Here is a 17,570-nt window from a genome sequence, read left to right as displayed (position 1 = left end):
ATGGACCCGCAAGTGACAGCCACAGTGCAAAAATCCGACCCCAAGGCCGATTTTGTCCGGCTTGGCGCGGGCGTGCCGACGGCGCGGCAGATCGCGCTGGTGCCGGGGGTGGAAACGCCGCTTTACGGGCTCGACCTGCCCAAGGGGCTGCGCGGACAGGCGCGCGAACAGGTGGCGCGGCGGCAACTGGCCGACCGGATCGGGCTGGGCGACGGCAGTATCGGCATGCGCCCCTTCGTGCCCGGCACGGATCGCGATAGCTGGTGCCGGGTTCTGGTCTTCGATCCCGATCAGCTGGCGCAGTGGCGCGAGCTGTCCTGCCGGGCGGTGCTGCCCGATTACCTGTCGCTGCCCGCCGCGGAGGGCATCTGGACCGTGCAGCGCGACGAAATCGGCGGCGCGCCGGTGATCCTGGCCCGGCTCGGCCCCGAAGACGGGTTCAGCGCCGCGCCCGAAATCGCCCTGATGCTGCTGCAACGGGCGCTGGCGGCGGGCAAACCCCGCGCCATCCTGAACATGGGCGATCCCCTGCCGGAGTTGGTGGCGCTGGCCGAGGCGCAGGACGTGCCGCTGCTGGGATCGGTTGAGGAGCTGACGCAAAAGGGCCTGCCCCTGCCCCGGCTGCTGGCCCATGACGAATTGTCCTGCGACCTGCGCAACGATCCGATGGCGGCGCGGGCGCAGTTGGCGCGGCAGGTGCTGCCGTGGCGCTGGCCTCTGCTGGCCGGGGCGGTGGCCGCAGCGCTTTGGGCTACGGCGCAATGGGTGGCGATCGAGAGGCTGGACAGCCAGACTCGAGATGTCGCGGCCCAGACCGAAGCGCTGGTCCGGCAGAATTTCGTCGAAACCGGCCCGATCCTCGACATCCGGCTGCAGGTCAGCCGCGCCCTGTCGCAGGCCCGCGCAGCGGCCAATGCGGGCGGCGGGCGCACCGATCCGCTCGACCTGACCATTCGCGCCGCCGCCGTGCTGGACCGTGAAGGCGCGCGGACCGACAGCATCCGTTTCACCGAAGGCGACGGGCTGACCCTGATCCTGCGCCTGCCCGATTTCGCCGCCGCCGAAACCGTCACTGCCGCGTTGGTCGCCGAAGGGCTGGCCGCCACCCTGGTTGAATCGCGGGTGGGCGAGGCCGAGACCGGCGTGCGCACCGAAATCCGCATTGCTTCGGAGGTGCCGCGATGAACGCCCGCCTGATCGATCTGCTGCTGCGGCTCAGCCCGCGCGAACGTGGGCTGCTGGCCGTGGCGGTGCTGGTCGTGCTGCCCCTGGCGGTGGTGCTGGGGCTGCTGTTGCCGCTTGGTGAAAGCCGCGCAGCGGCGCAGCGCGAGCTGGCCGAGGCGCAGGCGCTGCAGGTCTGGGTGCAGGACCGGGTGGCCGAACAGGCCCAATATGCCGCCGCCCCCGCCGTTGCCCCGGCCACGCCGATCGGGTCGAGCGGCATCGAACAGGGGCTGATCGCGGCCAAGCTGCGCCGCGCGGTGACCGAGCTGGGCGCGCAGGCGGGCGGCGTGGTGGAGCTGCGCTTCGACGAGGTGGATTTCATCCGGCTGGCCAACTGGATGTCGGCGGCGCATCCCGGCTGGGGCTATGACATCGAAAGCTTCCGCTTCGAAGCGGTCGAGGCGCCGGGCAAGGTGTCGGCCCGTCTGGTGCTGAAACCGCGACGGGGGTGAGCCCCGGCCCGGAACAAGGCCGCAGGCCGCCGTTCTGTCAAGAAATCCTTACAGCCGCGACAGCCGCGCTTCGATCCCGGCCTTGCGGCCCGCCATCGATCCCAGCGGATCGAGTTGCGGATCGTTCTGCAGCACCTCGGCCAGCGCCGCTTGCGCCGCGATCAGCATCTGCTTGCCCGACTCGGTTTCGCCATCGGCCAGCAATTGCAGCCCCAATTCGTGCTGCGCGGTGCCCTGAACCGCCAAGGCGGCGCTGCGCGCGCTGCCCTTCTGCACCGCGGCCAGGCTGCCCGCCAGTTTCGCGGCCTCGGAATAGTTGCCGTCGCGCAATTCGCTATGGGCGAATTCCAGTTGCAGGCGCGGACGCAGCGGCCCGGCATCGGGCATCAGCTGCGCATAGCTGCGCTTGGCGCGCTTGTAATCGCCGTTTTCCAGCGCGTCGCGCGCCACCGCGTAGCGGGCGGAGAAACCGCCCTGCCCGGCGAAATCGTCCGAACAGCTACCCAGCACCAGAAACACAGTCCCGGCAAGACCAGCCTTGAGAATGGAATTTACCTGCATCGCCTGCTCGTTATTGTGTTATTGCTTTTAAAAAGCCTAGCATGTTTCAACCAATGCGTCCATCAGCGACGCGGACCCTTTGACGCCGGACGATCCCATGCGCCTGATCGCTGCCTTGTGCACGCTTTTGACCCTCGCCGCCGCCGGTTTCGCCGGTCAGACGCTGTGGCAGGAGGTCAATGCGCCTGCGGCCGATGCGCAGCCCGCCGCGATGCGGGCCGGGACAGATTCCGCCGCGCCGCCCGCGCCGCCGCGCGCCCTGCGGCACTGGCCGCCGGTCTTCGGCGAACCGCAGCCGCCCGCCCCGGTGCAACAGCCGAAACAGGCCGCAGCAGAACCGCAACCGCCGAAACAGCCAAAGCCGCCGCTGAGCAGCCTCGGCTACACGCTCAAGGGTGTGGTGCGGGCGGGCGCTGAGACCTGGGCGGTGCTGTCCCATCCCACCGGCGAACGCCTGCTGCGGAAGGGCGAGGCGCTGGATGGCGGCATCGTGGTGGCGAAGATCGACGAGACCGGGATCTGGCTGTCGCGCGACGGCGACGCGGCGGAACTTCTGGCGTTCCCGGAATAACCTAACCCGCGACCACCGCCTGCAGGTCGAAGATCGGCTGCAGTACCGCCAGCACGATCACCAGCACCATCGCCCCCACCACCATCATCAACAGCGGTTCCAGCAGCGCGGCGATGCGTTTGCGTTCGGTGACCAGCCGGTGTTCGACCAGCGTCGCCGCCCGTTCGGTCATCCGCGCTAGCCGGACCGAGGTTTCGCCGGCATGGATCAGCTGCCGCGCGACGGGCGGCAGGAAGCTCAGCCGCGCCAGCGCCGCCGACAGGGTTTCGCCCTGGCGCACGCCGGTGGCGACCTGTTCGGCCTCATCGCGGAACCGTTCCACCGTCAGCACCTCGCGGGCGCTGTCGGCGGCGCTCAGCACCGCGTGGCGCCCGCCCAGCACCAGCGCCAGCGTGCGCATGTACTGCACCGCCTCGGCCAGCCGCTTCAGCCGCCCCAGCACCGGCAGGCGCAAAACGATACGGTCGCGCAGGTTGCGCAAGCTCCGCACCCGGGGCGTCGCCAGCCCCAGCCCGATCAGCGCCACAAAGGCCACCGCCAGCAACTCCCAATTCGCCTGCACCCAGTCGGACACCGCCAGAACGGCGACGGTCAGCGGCGGCAGCGGGCGGTCCGACAGATCGAACATCGCCACGATTTCCGGCGCCACGGTGGTCATCAGGATGCCGCAGACCAGCAGCGACACCGCCGCCACGAAGGCGGGATAGATCAGCGCGGTGGAAATCTGCGCCTTGTCGGTACCGAGCTGTTCCAGGTGATCGGCCAGTTCATTGAACACCCCCGCCAGATCGCCCGCGCCCTCGGCCGCGCGAAGGGCGGCCAGGTAATAGGGCGGGAAGCCCGCGCCGGTCGCCGCCAGCGCCTCGGACAGGGCCGCGCCGTCCATCAGCGATGCCCGCGCCTGCGCCGCCACCGCGTCGAGCGCCGGGTGACCGCCGGAACGGACCGCCTCCAGCGCCGCCTCGGCGGGCAGTTCGGCGGCCAGCATCACCGCCATCTGGCGGGTGAACACCGCCTGCAGATCGGTATTCAGCCGCGCCCGGAACCCGCCCCGAAACGCCCCCGCCGCGCGGTCGCGCGCCGTCGTGACCTCGGCCACGAACAGTTCCTGCCGGGCCAGCTGCGCCGCCGCGTCGGCCTCGGTTTCGGCCACCACGGTGCCGGTCTTGCGCCGCCCGGCGCTGGTATAGGCGGTGTAGGCATAGGCCTTCACGCCACGTCCCCCACCACGCGCAGGGTTTCGGTCAGGCTGACCTGCCCGGCCGCCGCCGCCGCCAATCCCTGCCCGACCAGCGTTTCGCCTGTGCCAAGCGCCAGCGCCTTCATCTCGGTCTCGCTGGCGCCGCGGTCGATGGCGCCGCGCAGGGTTTCGCCCAGTTCGACCATTTCGAAAATCCCCATCCGCCCGGCATGGCCCGACCCGCCGCAGGCGTCGCAGCCGGTGGGTTCATACAGGACCTCGGGCACGTTGAGGCCGTGACGGCGGAACAGTTGGGCTTCGTCATCCGTGGGGGTATGCGACCGGCGGCAATCGGGGCAAAGCTTGCGCAGGAGCCGCTGCGCGATCACCCCGCGCAGGGTGGCGGCGATCAGGAAATCGTCGAGGCCGAGATCGCGCAGCCGCACGATGGCGCCGATGGAACTGTTAGCGTGGAGCGAGGAAAACACCAGGTGCCCGGTCAGGGCGGCCTGCGCGGCGGTGCTCGCCGTTTCGGGATCGCGGATTTCACCCACCAGGATCACGTCGGGGTCCTGCCGCAGCGTGGCGCGCAGCCCGGCGGCGAAGGTCATGCCGATATCGGCGTTGATCTGGCTTTGCGAAATGCCGGGCAGATCGTATTCGATCGGATCCTCGACGGTGACGATGTTGCGCTCGGCCCGGTCGGCCAGCTGCAGCAGCGAATAAAGCGTGGTGGTCTTGCCCGCGCCGGTCGGCCCGGTGGCCAGGATGATGCCGTTGGGCAGCGACGACAACCGGCGCAGCAGCGCCTGCTGATCGCTGCTCAGCCCCAGATCGGCCAGCGGCATCAGCCCGGCGGCGCGGTCGAGGATCCTCAAAACGATCCGTTCGCCGTAATGGCCCGGAAGCGACGACACCCGCGTGTCGATCATCCGCCCGCCCAGCGACAGCGCGATGCGCCCGTCCTGCGGCAGCCGGGTTTCGGCAATGTCCAGCCCGGCCATCACCTTCAGCCGCGACACGATCCGCTTCACCGGCACGTCGGCGCGATCCATCACTTCCTGCAACAGCCCATCGACCCGCATCCGCACCCTGAGCCCGTTTTCATGCGGTTCCACATGCAGGTCCGAGGCACCGCTCAGCACCGCGCGTTTCAGCAACCGGTTGACCAGCTGGATCACCGGCGCGTCGCTGGGATCGTCCAGCAGGTCGCGCTGGCGGGCATTCGCGCTCATGTCTTCGAGATCGAACAGGAGTTCGGGATCGGCCCCCTGCCCGCTGTCCGCGCCGTCGTTATAGACCCGCGCCAAGGCGGCTTCGAACCCGGCCTGATCGGTTTCGGTCAGATCGACACCCGCCCGCAGCCCCAGCCGCCGCTGCGCCTCGCGCAGGCCCATCTGGGTCACTGCAGGCCCGGCGATCACCCGCGCCCCGTCCAGCAGAACCTGCTGGTCGCGGGCAAAGGCGAAGGGCAGCCTAGTTGGCGAATTCGATCCGGCTGGGAAGCGGCGGGAAGTTTCGGCGTTGCGCGACATCATCAACAAATCCGGCATCAAACGGTTGGTTCAGATCGACGCCGTCAAACGGCAGCGCCGCCGAGGGCGATTGCGGATAGCTTCCGTCATCCAGCGGGGCGATGGCAAGGCTTGCCTTGCGCGCCTCGCGGGTGATCTTGCGGGTCAGCTGTTTCGCCTCGGCCTCGGAATTGACCACCTGCGGACGCAGCAGCACCAGCAGGACCCGCTGGTTCTTGCTGGCGTTCTTGCCGCGAAACAGCCCGCCGATCAGCGGCAGCTTGGAAATCCCCGGCACCCGCTGGGTCACCGATCCCGATCCGTTTTCCAACAAACCGCCGAGCAGGATCACATTGCCGTCCTGCACCAAAACGGAAGTCGACAGCGACCGTTTCGAGGTAATCTCGCCGCCCGAGGACGCCTGGGCCGAGGTCAGGTTCGACACTTCCTGCTTGATATCCATCCGCACGGTGCGGTCGGCATTGATCTGCGGCGTGACGTTCAGGGTCAGGCCGACATCCTGCCTCTCGATGGTCTGGAACGGATTTTCCACTGCGCTGTCGCTGACGGTGGAATAGGACCCGGTGACGAAGGGCACGTTCTGCGCCACGACGATTTCGGCTTCCTTGTTGTTCAGCGTCATGATCGAGGGCGTCGACAGCAGCCGGGTCGAGGTTTTCGAGGCAACCGCGGACAAGAACCCGGCGACGCCGCGGTCGCCCTGGCTCGGCACCCCGGCGATCATGCCCCCCGTCCCGGCATCGATCGTCGTGCCGTTGAGGACCGAGGCCACCAGGTTGGTCAGGCTGGGCCGCCCTTCGAGGCTGAACTGCACCCCGCCCACCACGGCGTTGTTCAGGATACCGGCCCATTGCGCCGCCAGATCGGCGAAACCGTCGACCGACATCTCGAAGATCACCGCCTCGACCAGGACCTGACGCGGACGGCGGTCGAGGTAATGGATCATGCCGACGATATCGTCGATCCGGTCCTGCGGCGCGGTGATCAGCAGCGTGTTGGTCTGCGGTTCCGGCACGATGCGCACCGGCGCTTCGTTCGGGCCCTGCTGTTCGTTGGCGATGGCGCGCAGCACCACGTCGGCCAGCGCTGTGGCATCGGCGTAGTTCAGCCCCACCGCATGGCTGGTGACGTTGTTCTGCTGGGTGTCCAGCCGCGCCGCCAGAACCTTGATCTTCTCGCGCAGATCGGCCGGGCCCGACACCACCAGCGCGTTGGAACGGCGGTCGACCGACAGCGCCGCGCCCTGCGGCAGGATTTCCATCGCCTGGATCACCTGTGCCACTTCGGCGGCGTTGGCGTTGCGCAGCCGGATCATCTGGATCGGTTCGTCGCGCGGCTGGTCCAGCCGGCGGATCAGCGCCTCGATCCGGCGGAAATTCTGCCCCCGGTCGGACAGGATCAGCATCCGGGATCCCGGCACGGCGGTCAGGATCGCGTCGGCGGGCAACAGCGGCCGGACCACTTCGACCACTTCCTGCAGCGGCACATTCTCGACCTCGATCACCCGGGTTTCGAAGGTGCCCTGGCTGCCCGCGACATCCGCGCCCGAGGCCAGCCCGCGCGCGTTGCGCATCGCCACGATCCGGTCGGCGCCCGCCCCTTCGACAAGCGTCAGCCCGTTCAGTTCCAGCACGCTGAGGAACACCTCGTACAGATCACCCGGGCTCATTTCATCGGGCGCCAGAACGGTGACGGTGCCGCGCACTTCGGGGTCCAGCACGAAGCGCCGTCCGGTCGCTTCGGACACGATTTCGATGAAGCTGCGGATATCGGCATCGCGCAGGTTCAGCGACACCTGTTCCTGCGCCCACGCCGGGCCCGCATCCAGCATGGCCACCGCAAAGGGCGCCGCCCCGGTCCCGAGGGCCAGCCCGAACGCGACCAGATAAGGCCGGATCGACATCGATAAATTCATGATCTGCTCACTTAATGCCGGGCAGATTTCCCTTGTCGCGGATTTGCCTGCCGTCCCCTGTTTGGCGCAGCTTAGCCGAGTGCCCGGGAAAAAGCAGCAGCTTCTGAGCGGCAGCCCCCGGGCTGTGACACCCGGGCTACACCCGCCGGATCAGAGCCGATCCATCCGGCCCATGAAATCCTGAATCGCCGTGTCGGTGTGGCTCGACGCGTCGTCGACCGATTGCATCTGCGCCATCACGTCGGCCGCCGCGCGGGCCGCTTCGGACGACGCGGCTTCGACCCCGGTGATATTGGTGCTGACGGTTTCGACGCGTTCGGACATGTCGGACATGCTGTTGCTCAGCGCGACGGCGGCCTTGCCCTGCTGTTGCGCGGCGGCGGAGATTTTCGACGACTGGTCCTGCAGCGTTTCCACCGCGCCCGAAATGTCGAGGATCGCCTTCACGTTCTCGTCCACCCCGCCGATCACCGCCTCGATTTCGCGGCGGATTTCCTCGGTCGAGGACGAAGTCTGCTCGGCCAGCTTGCGCACCTCCTCGGCGACCACCGCGAAGCCGCGCCCGGCCTCGCCCGCGCGGGCCGCCTCAACCGCGGCGTTCAGCGCCAAAAGGTCGGTCTGCGCCGAAATGCCGTTGATGAAGGTCACCACGTCGCTGATCCGGGCCGTGGCCTTTTGCAGCTCCAGCAGCGACGCGGTCGCCGTCTGCGCCTTGTCCGCCGCATCGCTGGACAGGCCCGAGGTGCGCTGCACCCCCGAGGCGATTTCCTGGATCGAAGCCGAGATTTCCTCCACCGTGGTCGCGGCCCCGGATACGTTGGAGGCCGCCGCGATGGCGTTTTCCTTTACCACGCCGCCCTGGGCGCTGGTCTGTTCGGCGACCGCCGCCATCGATTCCGCCGCATCCTTGGACCGGTCTGCGGCTTCGCGCAGGCTGCGCATCGCCTTGACCACGCTGTCCTGAAACGCCCGGCTCAGCGCGCGCACCGGGCGCAGCAGCCAGGCGCTCAGCAACAGGCCAAACAACAGGCAGGACAGCCCGGTCACCCCCAGCGTCGTCATCGCGCTGCGGGCAATCGCCCTGCCTTCGGCCAGCGCCTCGTCGGTTTCGACGCTGGACAGGACCACCCAGTCGAGCTTGGGAATATCGACATGGCCATAGGCGGCGATCACCTCGCCCCCCTGGTGGTTCAGTCCGTAGATGATGCCGCTTTCGCCCGCCAGCGCCTGTTCGAACACATCGCCCGAAATTTCCGCCCCGATCGACAGGTCGCCGAAGCGCACGGGCGAAGACCGCAGCCGTCCGTCGCGGCCCAGCAGGAAGGAATCCCCGGTCTGATAGCCCTTGATGTCGGCGTTCACGATGGCGTTCAGCCGGTCGGCGGGCAGTTGAAAGGCCAGGATGCCCCACAGCCGCCCGCGATCCTGCAGCGGCATCAGGATGAAGGAGGTCTGGGCGTTGAACGAGGGTTCGTAGGGGTCGAAATCGACGATCACCAGATCGCGCGCCTCGTCCTCGATGATCCGGCGCGCGCCCCGGGCGAGATTGGACGCCTTGTAGGGACCGGAAAGCATCGAGGTGCCGAAATCGGCATCCTTGGCCACCGAATAGACGACGCGGCCCTCCTTGGGGTCGAGCAGGAAGATGTCGCGAAATCCGAATTCCTGCTGAACCTGCAGGAAGAACGGATGCATCTGCGCGTGCATGCGGGAATAACCGCTACCGTCGCCCGCATCCGCCAGCTTGTGCTTTTCGCCGATCTTTTCGGGATTGCCCGAGAGATAGAGATGCTGCAGCGTCCGGGCGACCGGCGGCAGGTCCTGCCAGCGCGCCCGGTCCTCGGCCCCGGCGCCGGGGGTGTTTTCGGCCTGCTGGGCATAAAAATCGTCGAAGGCGGCATCGTCCACCACGATCTCGGCATCGACGAGCAGCTTCTGCGCTTCCTTGTCGAAAAACCGCGCCGCGCGGATCACCGTCGGGTCCGCCGCAAGGGTCCGCGCCACCTTGCTGAGGTTGAGGACATATTCTTCGATCGCGGCCTTCTTCAGCCCGTGCACCGATCCAAGTTCGGACCGCGCCGCGTCTTCGGTCAGGGCATTGACCCGCCCCAGGTCGAGGATGGTGACAACCGCCGCCGGCAGCAGTCCAACGACGAACAGCGCGGCCATGACCTTGTATCGGAATTTCATCGCAACCCACCTCCTCGGTCGTGCTTGTCGCAAACCGAAACGCAGCCCTTGGGACGCTTCTCGGCATACCTCCGTACACAGCAGAACGTCGCGCGACCGATTGTTTTTTAGCCATAGGTTGTAGGATTCGAAGCTAAACGACTTATAAGTAAGCAAATTTAATCTTCCGCAACGTCAAGCCAACCGCCGGGGAACGGGGTGATGCGAGCGCGGCAGGCAAGGCCAGAAAAGAAAACGCCAGCGCCCCCGGGGAAGGCGCTGGCGCAGTTCATGCAGCGATCCGAAAGGTCAGATCTTTTCCATCCGGTTCATGAAGTCCTTGATGGAATCGTCGGTCAGATTCGACGCGCTGTCCACCGCATGCATCTGGGTCATCACGTCGGCCGCCGCGCGGGCCGCTTCGGACGACGCTTCCTCCACCCCGGCGATGTTGACGCTGACCGTGTCGACGCGGGCGGAAATGTCGGCCATCGTGTTGCTCATCTCGACGGTGGCTTCGCCCTGCTGTTGCGCCGCGGCCGAGATTTTCGACGCCTGATCCTGCAGCGTTTCCACCGATCCCGAAATGTCGAGGATCGCCTTCACGTTGTCATCCACGCCGCCGATCACCGTTTCGATTTCGCGGCGGATTTCCGCGGTCGAGGACGAGGTCTGTTCGGCCAGCTTGCGCACCTCTTCGGCCACCACGGCGAAACCGCGCCCGGCCTCGCCGGCGCGGGCCGCTTCGACGGCGGCGTTCAGCGCCAGCAGGTCGGTCTGGTTCGAAATGGCGTTGATGAAGGTTACCACGTCGCTGATGCGGCCGGTGGCCTTTTGCAGTTCCAGCAGCGACTCGGTCGCCCGTTGCGCCTTTTGCGCGGCATCGCTGGACAGGCTGGAGGTCCGTTTCACCCCCGTGGCGATTTCCTGGATCGAGGCGGACAGTTCTTCGACGGTCGAAGCCGCTCCCGACACGTTGGTCGCCGCCGCGGCCGAGTTTTCCTTCACCACGCCGCCCTGAACGCTGGTCTGTTCGGCAACCGCCGCCATCGATTCCGCCGCATCCTTGGACCGGTTCGCGGCCTCGCGCAGGGTGACCATCGATTTCACCACGCTGTCCTGGAATTCGCGGCTCAGCGCGCGCACCGGACGCAGCAGCCAGGCGCTCAGCACCAGCCCCAGCAGAAGACACAGCACGCCGGTGACGCCCAGCGTCATCATCGCGTTGCGGGCGATTGCCTTGCCCTCGGCCAGCGCCTCGGAGGCTTCGACGCTCGACAGCATGACCCAGTCCAGACCGGCAACATCGACATGACCATAGGCGGCGATCACATCGACCCCCTGATGGTTCGCCGCCTGGGTGATACCATTGTCATTCGCGATCACCTCTTCGACCAGTTTGCCCGAAACCTGCGCCCCGATCGACAGGTCGTCGAACCGCACCGGGGCCGAGCGCAGCCGCTTGTCGGTGCCCAGCAGGAAGGAATCGGCGGTGTCATAGCCCTTGATTTCCGCGTTCACGATGGCGTTCAGCCGGTCGACCGGCATCTGGAAGGCGATGATGCCGCGCAGATCCTCCCCTTCGAGCAACGGCACCAAGATGAAGGAGGCCTGGGCATTATAGGACGGCTCATAGGGTTCGAAATCGACGATGACGAGATCGCGCGCGCCGCCCTCGATGATCTGCAGCACGCCGTGGCCGAAATTGGAATCCTTGTAGGGACCGGTCAGCATCGAGGTGCCGAAATCGACCTCCTTGAACACCGAATAGACCACGCGCCCTTCCTCGGGATCGAGCAGGAAGATGTCGTAGAACCCGAATTCCTGCTGCGCGGTCAGGAAAAACGGGTGCACCATCGAATGCAGCATCGAATAGCTGCCGCCATCGCCCGCCTTCATCAGTTTCTGTTTCTCGCCGATCTTTTCGGGGCTGCCCGAAACGAACAGGTGCTGCAGCATCCTGGCGACCGGGGCCAGGTCCTGCCAGCGCGCCATTTCCCGATCGCCCGCGCCCGGCGTGTTCGCGACCTGGTATGCGTAGCGTTCGCCGAAGGCCGCCTCGTCCACCGTGACGCCGCCATAGGACATCAATTCCTTGCTGGCCTTGTCGAGTTGCTTCACCGCGCGGATCACGGTCGCATCCGCCGCCATGGTCCGCGCCACGTTTTCAAGGTTCTTCAGGTAATCTTCGATTGCGGTTTTCTTCAGCCCGTAGGCCGATCCGAGCGCCGAGCGCGCAGCGTGATCGGTCAATCCGTTGACCCGGTTCACATTGAGAACCGTAATGACCGCCGCCGGCAACAATCCCACGACAAACAGCGCTGCCATGACCTTGTATCGGAATTTCATATTGTCTTCCTTACTGCTTTTTTTCTGGCGGGCGAAAACGCAAATGACCCCTTGCCAATCGCCGCTCCCGCCTCGCAACCCCCTCTACGACCTGAATAAAGCTGCTTTAGGGGACAGTGACGCAACGTCGCCAAACGTAACAAATTTAAGTATTTCGAATTCAAACCTTTAGCGGATTTTATAGTGTTTCAAAAAAGTCCATATAATATGCATATCGCCCAATATGACCGCATCGACCTGGGCGCCACGGACCCGGCGGTGGCTATGGGAAACCGCCCGAACACTCTCAAATCACGAGTACCGTCAGGTTGTGGCAACCTTGCATTGAATATCCACTTTCCGCGGTGCAAAATTTTTGCCCGCAGCGGTCAAAGGTCTTGTTTCCGAAAATGTTTTCCTCAATCCTTCCCGCATAAAAGGGAGGAAATCATGAATAAGTTTGTAACCGGGCTCGTCTCGGCCGCGTTCGTTGCGGCCGGTTGCATGGGGGCGCAGGCCGCCGAAACCACGATGCGGATTTCGCTGCAGCTGCCGCTGAAAAGCCACCTCGGCCAGAACCTGAAGATGTTCAAGGAAGAGGTCGAGGCCAAGTCGAACGGCGATATCGCCGTCGAGATCTACGACAGCGCCCAGCTTTACAAGGACAAGGAAGTGCCGCAGGCCGTCGGTTCCGGCGCGATCGAGGCGGGCGTGGCGTCGCTGACCCGTTATGTCGGCGACATCCCGATGGTCGATATCTTCTATCAGCCGTTCCTGTTCGATTCCGAAGCGAAGGTGCGCAAGGCGGTTGCCCCGGGCAGCCCGGTGCGCGGCCCGATCGACGAAGCGATCAAGGATACCGGATCGACCGTTCTGTGGTGGCAGGCCTATGGCGGCGCCGTCATGCTGTCCAACGGCGGCCCGGTCGCAACGCCTGCGGACATGGCGGGCAAGAAGGTCCGCGTGTTCAGCAAGACGCTGGGCGATTTCACCACCGCCGCAGGCGGCGCGCCGACCATCATTTCGGGGTCGGAACAGTACCTCGCCTATCAGCGCGGCACCGTCGATATCGGCATGACCGGCGTATCGGGCGTGCAGTCGCGTTCGCTGTGGGAAGTGATGGATACGATCACCGTCAGCAACCACGCCGATATCGAATTCATCGTGGTGACCAACACCGATTGGTGGAACGGCCTGCCGGATGCACATAAGGCGATCATTTCCGCAGCGGCGGTGAACGCCGAAAACGCCGTGCGCGATGAAATGTCGGCGATCGAGGCGCGCGCCTATGACGCCGCCAAGCAGAACGGCATGGCCATCTACAACCCCACCGCCGAGGAACTGGCCAAGTGGAAAGCCGTGTCGCAGCCGGTCTATGACGCCTTCCTTGCCAAGACCGGCGATGCGGGTGCCGCCATGCTCGAAGCCGCCAAGGGCTTCTGATCCGACCGAACCTTGCCGCCCCCCCGCCATCGCGGGGGGCGCTTCTTTTCCTGACAGGGGGACGGCATGCGTTTGGTTGCCGCAATCGAAACCGCCACCGCATGGCTGGCGGCGATCCTGCTGACATCCAGCGGGGTCATGCTGACCTATGAGGTGGTCGCGCGTTATTTCTTCAATGCCCCCACGATCTGGGCGGCGGAACTGAGCCAGATGTGCCTGATCTGGGCCTGCCCGGTCGCCATGGGCTGGGCGCTGACCCATCGGCGCCATATCCGGGTGACCGCCGTGACCGACCTGCTGCCGCCGCGCGGCAAGCAGGCGACCGAGATCCTGTCGCTGCTGGTCATCCTGGTCTTTTCGGTCGTGGTGACGATCTATGGCTATGACATTTTCCACGACAGTTTCGCGCGCGGCCGCACTACCGGCACCATGCTGGACCTGCCCGCCTGGATGCCCGAGGCCGCCGTTCCGGCCGGGTTCGCGCTGCTGACCCTGTCCTGCCTGACCGGGCTGTGGCGCGCGGTGCAGGGCAATATCCCCGAAGAAGAAGGCATGATGGAATGACCGTAATCCTGATCCTGATCGCGCTGTTCGCGCTGCTGCTGATCGGCGTTCCCGTGGCCTATTCGCTGGGGATGCTGGGGCTGGCGATGCTCTACCTGGGGGGTTTTTCCCCGCTGATGGCGCCGCAGGCGGTGCTGTCGACGCTGGACGGGTTCATCCTGCTGGCGGTGCCGCTGTTCCTGCTGATGTCCAACATCCTGCTGAAGGGCGGCGTCGGGCGCGACCTGTTCGCCGCCGTGCAGGCCTGGGTCGGGCACTGGCCCGGCGGGCTGGCGGTGGCGACGATCCTGTCCTGCGGCATCTTCGCGGCAATCTCCGGCAGCTCGGTCGCCACGGCGGCCACCATCGGCACCGTCGCCGCCCCCGAAATGATTTCGCGCGGCTATGACAAGCGCTTCGTCTATGGGCTGCTGGCGGCGGGTGGCACGCTGGGCATCCTGATCCCGCCCTCGATCCCGCTGATCATCTACGGGTTCGTGACCGAGGAATCGGTGATCGCGCTATTCATGGCGGGCATCGGGCCGGGTCTGGGGCTGATCGCGCTTTTCATCGTCTATTCGGTGATTTCCGCCCGCTTCCTGCAAAGCTACACGCCCATCCCGGCGGTCAGTTGGACCGAACGCTGGCGCGCCACCCTGCGCGCGGCGCCCTCGATCCTGCTGGCGGGGGTGATCCTGGGCGGCATCTATTCCGGCGCCTTCACCCCGACCGAGGCCGCCGCCATCGGCTTTGCCGTGGCGCTGGTGATCACCGGCGTGATCCTGCGCAGCCTGACCTGGGCCAAGCTGTGGGAAGCGATGGTGGAATCGATGTCCACGACCGTGGCGATCCTGCTGATCATCGCGGGGGCCAAGATTTTCGGCAAGGCGATCACGCTTTATCGCATCCCGCAGGAAATCTCGATGTTCCTGTCCGACTGGGTATCGACGCCGCTGGGGCTGATCCTGGTCGTGTCGGTGGTGCTGCTGGCGATGGGGCTGGTGTTCGAGGCGCTGTCGATGGTGCTGATCATGACGCCGGTGCTGCTGCCCGCCGCGATGGCGATGCATTTCGATCCGATCTGGTTCGGCATCTACATGGTGATCCTGGTCGAATGCGCCCTGATCACCCCGCCGGTGGGGCTGAACCTTTACGTCATCCAGTCGGTGACCAAATCCAAGCTGGGCGAGGTGTCGCGCGGCACCCTGCCCTTCCTGGCGCTGATGCTGCTGATGGTGGCGCTGCTGTATCTCTGGCCCGACCTGGCCCTCTACATTCCCTTCAAACTGTGACCGATGACCATGACCCAAGCTGACAAGCTCCGCACCCTGCTGGCCGAACCCGGCCTGATCACCATGCCCTGCTGTTTCGATCCGCTTTCGGCGAAACTGATCGAACAGGCGGGGTTCCCGCTCACCTTCATGTCGGGGTTCGCCACCGCCGCCGCGCGGCTGGGGATGCCCGACACCGGGCTGATGTCCTATGCCGAGGTGCTGGATCAGGGCCGCAACATCTGCAACGCGGTGTCGATCCCCGTGATCGGCGACGGCGATACCGGCTATGGCAACGCGCTGAACGTCAAGCGCACGGTCAAGGGATTTGCCCAGGCCGGGTTCGCAGCGGTGATGATCGAGGATCAGGTCGCGCCAAAACGCTGCGGCCATACGGCGGGCAAATCGGTGGTCAGCCGGGATGAGGCGTTTGAACGCATCAGGGCGGCGGCAGATGCGCGCGCCGAAGGCCATGACATCCTGATCCTCGCCCGCACCGATGCGCGCCATGAACACGGGCTGGACGAAGCGATCGAACGCGCCCGCGAATTCCGCCGGCTGGGCGCCGATATCCTGTTCGTGGAAGCGCCGCGGGATGAAGCCGAGATGCGCCGGGTCTGCGATGAACTGGAAGGGCCCAAGATGGCCAATATCGTCGAAGGCGGGCTGACCCCCGCCCTGCCGCCGCAGGAGCTGGAGGCGATCGGGTTCAAGATCGCCGCCTATCCGCTGACCCTGATGGCCGCCGCGATGCAGGCGATGACCCAGGCGCTGGAGGCGTTCAAGACCGGCACGCCCGCGCCGGACATGCTGATGTCGTTTGACGACATGAAGACCCGGATCGGCTTCGACGCTTATTTCGAAGAAGAAAAGCGCTACGCGGACCGGCGCCAATAGGCGCCGTCGCAAGCCAACCTCATGCGCCGGGGCATCCGGCGCATGTCAGGGTCGTTCAGCGGCTGTAGCAGCTCGACTTCTTGCCGAAGCCCGCGGGCGAACAGATCCAGCTGCCGCGCCCGTGCAGCACGACCCGCTGGATGCGCGTCTGCTTGTTCAGGCCCTGCTTTGCCATCCAGTCGAAACGTGCCGCCCCTTTTCCCGCGTGGGTCTTGACGATCTTCGACGCGGGTTGTTTCGGAGACACGGCCATTTCGGCCTGCGCGGCCGGCGCCAGGCCGATGATAGCTGCGGCCAGCGCCGCGAAAGATACAGTACGAATAGTCATTTTCTTGCCCATTTGATCTGACCTCAAGAACTCATTCACTCATAACGACATGCCCGATAGTTATATAAATCGGTGCACGAACGATTAGTTTTATCGCTGTTAAACAGGTTAACGGTCAACCTGGGTCTTGCCGTAACGGCACCCTGCCCCCGATTTGGCCGCTGCAAAAAATAACGCCCGGGAAAACTCTCGAGCGTTATCAATTCTCTAGCCCTGCACTCAACCGGCGGCATATTTCCGCCGAGCTGGGCAACCAGAGCTTATTTCAGGATCTGGTTCTTGACCCGCCAGTCCGGCAGACCGAACCCTTCGGGCCACGGATAGACCTCGGGGTAGTTGAAATAGACGACGCCGACGAGGCTGGGATATTGTTCCTTGACCTGACGGACCGAGTTTTCCCAGTTCTTCACGTAGGGCTCCTTGCCGACATAGCCCAGTTCGGCGACCACGACGGGTTTGCCGTACTTGGCGGCGCGCTCATAGCGCGGTGCGAAGATTTCGTCGAAGGTCTGGTCATGGCCGAACTTGTACTGGTCCCAGGCCTGCAGCCCGAACACCGACAACCCGATCAGGTCGGCGTAATCGTCGCCCGGGTAATAGTCGTCCATGTTTTCATAGCCCAGCGGCGACCACATGACGTTGATGTTCGGCGCCGAGGCGCGGCACAGGTCGATCATGTGGCGATAGGCCGAGATATAGGTTTCCGGATTCCAGTCGGCCCAGATGAACTGACCGCTCTTGTCTTCCATCTCATGCGCCCAGCGAAGGGTGACCGGGCTTTTCAGCGTGCCCAGGATATCGCAGATCGCCTTCATGTTGGGATCGTAGGTGCCGTTTTCGATGCCCTGCTGCAGATAGCGCGCGGTGTTGCGTTCGCTGCGCGACCAGGTCCAGGGTTCCACCGTCACCAGCAGCGACCGGTTGCGTTCCTGCGCATATTCGTCGGCATCGTAGAGCGCCTGCAGGTAAACGTCTTCCCACGGCAGGAAAAGCTCCTCGATCACGACTTCGCCGTCGCTGGCGAAATCCCCGTCGGGATCGTAGACCCCAAACGGAAGCTCACCCGGAGGTGCCGCCTGAACGGAACCAATGGACATTACGGCCGCCGTAATCCCGGCGGCAAACGCTGCGAGTATTTTTGGGGTTCTTTTTG

General features: G+C 65.4%; 15 protein-coding genes. 7 read left to right on the top strand and 8 right to left on the bottom strand.

Going from position 1 to position 17,570, the window contains the following annotated elements; genetic code table 11:
* Window positions 1-12: 12 nt before the first annotated feature.
* Together gspL and GR167_RS11620 are read left to right on the top strand one after the other, a co-directional pair.
* Window positions 13-1,185: a type II secretion system protein GspL gene (gspL, locus tag GR167_RS11625; protein ID WP_160973665.1), complete on the top strand. Its 1,173-nt coding sequence runs from the start codon at window positions 13-15 to the stop codon at window positions 1,183-1,185.
* Window positions 1,182-1,676 carry a type II secretion system protein M gene (locus GR167_RS11620; protein WP_160973664.1) on the top strand — a complete coding sequence of 165 codons (495 nt, stop codon included), beginning with the start codon at window positions 1,182-1,184 and terminating at the stop codon, window positions 1,674-1,676. The genes gspL and GR167_RS11620 overlap by 4 nt, the downstream gene beginning before the upstream one ends.
* A 48-nt stretch (window positions 1,677-1,724) precedes the next feature.
* On the opposite strand, the gene GR167_RS11615 is transcribed toward GR167_RS11620, so the two are convergent.
* Entirely contained in the window at window positions 1,725-2,237 is a 513-nt protein-coding gene (locus GR167_RS11615; RefSeq protein WP_160973662.1) for an outer membrane protein assembly factor BamD, read from the bottom strand.
* Window positions 2,238-2,334: 97 nt separating this feature from the next.
* Between GR167_RS11615 and GR167_RS11610 the strand changes: the two genes are divergently transcribed.
* A complete protein-coding gene (locus GR167_RS11610) occupies window positions 2,335-2,808 on the top strand; it encodes a type II secretion system protein N (protein WP_160973661.1) in 474 nt (157 codons plus the stop codon).
* A 1-nt stretch (window position 2,809) separates the two neighbouring features.
* On the opposite strand, the gene GR167_RS11605 is transcribed toward GR167_RS11610, so the two are convergent.
* From GR167_RS11605 to GR167_RS11585, 5 genes are all read right to left on the bottom strand, one after another.
* The gene (locus tag GR167_RS11605) at window positions 2,810-4,021 is read right to left on the bottom strand and encodes a type II secretion system F family protein (RefSeq protein WP_370741299.1); all 1,212 of its coding nucleotides are present in this window, start codon (window positions 4,019-4,021) and stop codon (window positions 2,810-2,812) included.
* Window positions 4,018-5,541 carry a GspE/PulE family protein gene (locus GR167_RS11600; protein ID WP_235915931.1) on the bottom strand — a complete coding sequence of 508 codons (1,524 nt, stop codon included), beginning with the start codon at window positions 5,539-5,541 and terminating at the stop codon, window positions 4,018-4,020. The genes GR167_RS11605 and GR167_RS11600 overlap by 4 nt, the downstream gene beginning before the upstream one ends.
* Window positions 5,465-7,438 (bottom strand): type II secretion system secretin GspD, encoded by a 1,974-nt coding sequence (gspD, locus tag GR167_RS11595; protein WP_235915930.1) that lies wholly within the window; start codon window positions 7,436-7,438, stop codon window positions 5,465-5,467. The genes GR167_RS11600 and gspD overlap by 77 nt, the downstream gene beginning before the upstream one ends.
* A 150-nt stretch (window positions 7,439-7,588) precedes the next feature.
* Entirely contained in the window at window positions 7,589-9,628 is a 2,040-nt protein-coding gene (locus tag GR167_RS11590) for a methyl-accepting chemotaxis protein (RefSeq protein ID WP_160973660.1), read from the bottom strand.
* Window positions 9,629-9,916: 288 nt separating this feature from the next.
* Window positions 9,917-11,956, bottom strand: a complete 2,040-nt coding sequence (locus GR167_RS11585; RefSeq protein ID WP_160973658.1) for a methyl-accepting chemotaxis protein — start codon at window positions 11,954-11,956, stop codon at window positions 9,917-9,919.
* Window positions 11,957-12,385: 429 nt separating this feature from the next.
* Here GR167_RS11585 and GR167_RS11580 point away from each other — a divergent pair, with 429 nt between their 5' ends.
* From GR167_RS11580 to GR167_RS11565, 4 genes are all read left to right on the top strand, one after another.
* Window positions 12,386-13,378 (top strand): TRAP transporter substrate-binding protein, encoded by a 993-nt coding sequence (locus GR167_RS11580; RefSeq protein ID WP_212769936.1) that lies wholly within the window; start codon window positions 12,386-12,388, stop codon window positions 13,376-13,378.
* Window positions 13,379-13,444: 66 nt separating this feature from the next.
* Window positions 13,445-13,942: a TRAP transporter small permease gene (locus GR167_RS11575; protein WP_160973657.1), complete on the top strand. Its 498-nt coding sequence runs from the start codon at window positions 13,445-13,447 to the stop codon at window positions 13,940-13,942.
* Window positions 13,939-15,213 (top strand): TRAP transporter large permease, encoded by a 1,275-nt coding sequence (locus GR167_RS11570; RefSeq protein ID WP_160973656.1) that lies wholly within the window; start codon window positions 13,939-13,941, stop codon window positions 15,211-15,213. Before GR167_RS11575 ends, GR167_RS11570 begins: the two co-directional genes overlap by 4 nt.
* Window positions 15,214-15,222: 9 nt before the next feature.
* A complete protein-coding gene (locus GR167_RS11565) occupies window positions 15,223-16,089 on the top strand; it encodes an isocitrate lyase/PEP mutase family protein (RefSeq protein ID WP_160973655.1) in 867 nt (288 codons plus the stop codon).
* Window positions 16,090-16,144: 55 nt separating this feature from the next.
* On the opposite strand, the gene GR167_RS11560 is transcribed toward GR167_RS11565, so the two are convergent.
* Together GR167_RS11560 and GR167_RS11555 are read right to left on the bottom strand one after the other, a co-directional pair.
* A complete protein-coding gene (locus GR167_RS11560; protein ID WP_160973654.1) occupies window positions 16,145-16,417 on the bottom strand; it encodes a hypothetical protein in 273 nt (90 codons plus the stop codon).
* Between the two features lie 260 nt (window positions 16,418-16,677).
* The gene (locus GR167_RS11555) at window positions 16,678-17,514 is read right to left on the bottom strand and encodes a glycoside hydrolase family 26 protein (RefSeq protein WP_235915929.1); all 837 of its coding nucleotides are present in this window, start codon (window positions 17,512-17,514) and stop codon (window positions 16,678-16,680) included.
* Window positions 17,515-17,570: the final 56 nt, after the last annotated feature.

The organism is Thalassovita mangrovi (assembly GCF_009857745.1).
Taxonomy (GTDB): Bacteria; Pseudomonadota; Alphaproteobacteria; order Rhodobacterales; family Rhodobacteraceae; genus Thalassobius; species Thalassobius mangrovi.
The sequence above is the reverse complement of the archived record's forward strand: the minus strand, read 5'-3'. Positions and strand labels throughout refer to the sequence as shown.

Coding starts and splice junctions, on each gene's coding strand:
- GR167_RS11620 (WP_160973664.1), top strand. CDS start 1,182: ATGAACGCCCGCCTGATCGATCTGCTGCTGCGGCTCAGCCCGCGCGAA.
- GR167_RS11615 (WP_160973662.1), bottom strand. CDS start 2,237: ATGCAGGTAAATTCCATTCTCAAGGCTGGTCTTGCCGGGACTGTGTTT.
- GR167_RS11610 (WP_160973661.1), top strand. CDS start 2,335: ATGCGCCTGATCGCTGCCTTGTGCACGCTTTTGACCCTCGCCGCCGCC.
- GR167_RS11600 (WP_235915931.1), bottom strand. CDS start 5,541: ATGCCGGATTTGTTGATGATGTCGCGCAACGCCGAAACTTCCCGCCGC.
- gspD (WP_235915930.1), bottom strand. CDS start 7,438: ATGAATTTATCGATGTCGATCCGGCCTTATCTGGTCGCGTTCGGGCTG.
- GR167_RS11590 (WP_160973660.1), bottom strand. CDS start 9,628: ATGAAATTCCGATACAAGGTCATGGCCGCGCTGTTCGTCGTTGGACTG.
- GR167_RS11585 (WP_160973658.1), bottom strand. CDS start 11,956: ATGAAATTCCGATACAAGGTCATGGCAGCGCTGTTTGTCGTGGGATTG.
- GR167_RS11580 (WP_212769936.1), top strand. CDS start 12,386: ATGAATAAGTTTGTAACCGGGCTCGTCTCGGCCGCGTTCGTTGCGGCC.
- GR167_RS11575 (WP_160973657.1), top strand. CDS start 13,445: ATGCGTTTGGTTGCCGCAATCGAAACCGCCACCGCATGGCTGGCGGCG.
- GR167_RS11570 (WP_160973656.1), top strand. CDS start 13,939: ATGACCGTAATCCTGATCCTGATCGCGCTGTTCGCGCTGCTGCTGATC.
- GR167_RS11565 (WP_160973655.1), top strand. CDS start 15,223: ATGACCCAAGCTGACAAGCTCCGCACCCTGCTGGCCGAACCCGGCCTG.
- GR167_RS11560 (WP_160973654.1), bottom strand. CDS start 16,417: ATGACTATTCGTACTGTATCTTTCGCGGCGCTGGCCGCAGCTATCATC.
- GR167_RS11555 (WP_235915929.1), bottom strand. CDS start 17,514: ATGTCCATTGGTTCCGTTCAGGCGGCACCTCCGGGTGAGCTTCCGTTT.